This window comes from Pseudomonas sp. AM4(2022), assembly GCF_036346515.1.
GTDB classification, from domain to species: Bacteria; Pseudomonadota; Gammaproteobacteria; order Pseudomonadales; family Pseudomonadaceae; genus Aquipseudomonas; species Aquipseudomonas paracarnis.
In genome coordinates, this window is the sequence record NZ_JAOTNW010000052.1 from 1 (window position 1) to 2,422 (window position 2,422).

At 62.9% G+C, this 2,422-nt stretch carries 2 protein-coding genes; both read left to right on the forward strand.

The window, feature by feature from the left end:
- On the forward strand, positions 1–715 hold a 715-nt coding region (locus ODQ19_RS27890; protein ID WP_330211824.1), incomplete at its 5' end, for a phosphopantetheine-binding protein.
- Positions 716–718: 3 nt separating this feature from the next.
- Positions 719–2,422 (forward strand): condensation domain-containing protein (locus ODQ19_RS27895; RefSeq protein ID WP_330211825.1); only part of this gene is annotated, 1,704 nt, incomplete at its 3' end.

Here is a 2,422-nt window from a genome sequence, read left to right on the forward strand (position 1 = left end):
ATTCGGCAAACCGGGTAGCCGCGTGTATCGCAGCGGCGACTTGACCCGTGGTCGCCCGGATGGCGTGGTGGACTACCTCGGTCGCGTTGACCATCAGGTAAAAATTCGCGGTTTCCGGATCGAATTGGGCGAAATCGAAGCGCGCTTGCGTGAACAGGACAACGTCGGTGAAACCGTCGTAGTCGCCCAGGACGGCCCGACTGGCAAACAACTGGTGGCCTATGTGGTTCCGGCAGATGCCAACCTGGCCGATCAGGCCGAGTTGCGCGACAGCCTGCGCCGCGCCCTGAAAACCCGCCTGCCGGACTACATGGTGCCCACGCACTTCATGTTCCTCGCCCAGATGCCGCTGACGCCCAACGGCAAACTCGACCGCAAGGGCTTGCCCGAGCCGGACGCCAGCCTGTTGCAACAAACCTATGTGGCCCCCGAAACCGAGCTTGAACAGCAGGTCGCCGCGATCTGGGCTGACGTGCTGCGCCTGCCGCAAGTGGGCCTTAACGACAACTTCTTTGAAGTGGGCGGCCATTCCCTGCTGGCGATCCAGATCACCTCGCGGGTCCAGGCCGAACTGGGGCTGGAAGTGCCACTGGTGGAAGTATTCCAGACCGAAACGCTGCGCGCCTATGTCCAGGCCGCCGCGACCTTCCGCGCCGGCAGCGCGGAAGACTTTGATGATCTTCGTGACTTTTTGAGCGAACTAGAGGCGATTTGAACCATGCTTTCCAACCCTAATATCGATCTGGTTTCGCGCTTTCTTCGCCTGCCTCTGGAACAGCGCCAGCAGTTTTACCAGCGCCTGCAAAACCGGGGCATGAGCTTCGCCCAGCTACCGATTGCCTCGATTCGCGAGGACGGCCAGAAGTTGCCGCTGTCCTACGCCCAGGAGCGCCAGTGGTTTCTCTGGCAGCTGGACCCGGACAGCGATGCCTATCACGTCCCCGGCGCCCTGCGTCTGAGCGGCCAGTTGGACAAGGCCGCCCTGCAACGCAGTTTCGATACCCTGGTGGCACGCCATGAAAGCCTGCGCACGCGCCTGCATCTGGATGCCGATGAGCGTGCCCAGGAGGTGCTGGCCCACAGCGTGATCGAGATCGCCGAAAGCGCCGTCGACGAAGCACACCTCAAGGCCCGCGTCGAAGCGGAAATCGCCCGTCCCTTCGACTTGCAGCAAGGCCCGTTGTTGCGGGTCAGCTTGTTCGCAGTGAATGCAGAAGAACACGTGCTGGTACTGGTGCAGCACCATATCGTTTCCGATGGTTGGTCGATGGGCGTGATGGTGCAGGAGTTGATGCAACTCTACGCCGCCTACAGCCAGGGCCAGGACTGTGCCTTGGCGCCGATGCCGATCCAGTACGCCGACTATGCGCTGTGGCAACGTAGCTGGATGGAAGCGGGGGAGAAGGCCCGTCAACTGGCGTACTGGCGCGAACTGCTCAGCGGCGCGCAGCCGGTGCTGGAGTTGCCCTTCGACCAGCCGCGCCCGGCTCAGCAGAGCTTCCGCGGCGCGCGCCAGGACATCGCGCTGGAGCCGGCATTGGTCGCGGGGTTGAAAGCCCTGGCCCAGCGTGAAGGCATGACGATGTTCATGCTGCTGCTGGCCTCGTTCCAGGCCTTTCTTTATCGCTACAGTGGCCAGCCGGATATTCGCGTCGGCGTGCCGATTGCCAACCGCAACCGCGTCGAGACCGAGTCGTTGATTGGTTTCTTCGTCAATACCCAAGTGCTCAAGGCCGACCTCGACGGCCAGATGAGCTTCGCCCAGTTGCTGCAACATACCAAGCGCCGTGCACTGGAGGCCCAGGCCCATCAGGACTTGCCCTTTGAGCAACTGGTGGAAGCACTGCAACCGGAACGTAGCTTGAGCCACAACCCGCTGTTTCAGGTGATGTTCAATCACCAGGCCAGCACTCAAGCAGCGGCGCACCCGCTGCCGGGCTTGCGCGTGGCCAACCTCGAATGGGACAGCCACAGCGCCCAGTTCGACCTGAGCCTGGATACCCAGGAGAGCGGCGACGCGATCTGGGCCTCCCTGACCTATGCCACCGACTTGTTCAATGCCGCCACGGTGTCGCGCATGGCCGAGCACTGGCTGAGCCTGTTGCGTGCCGCCGTGGCGAATACTGCGCTGCCTTTGCAGGACCTGGCGACACTCAGCGCCCGTGAGCGCGAGCAGATTCTCTCTGATTGGAACACCACTGAGCGTGACTACCCGCAAGGGCAGTGGGTGCATCAGCTGTTCGAGGCCCAGGCGCTGGCACAGCCGGATGCGCCGGCGTTGCGCTTCAACGAGGCGACTCTGAGCTATGTCGAGCTCAATAGCCGCGCCAACCGTCTTGCCCATCGCCTGATCGAAGCCGGCGTGGGACCGGACGTGCTGGTGGGCCTGGCGGTGGAGCGTTCTGTCGAGATGGTCGTGGGT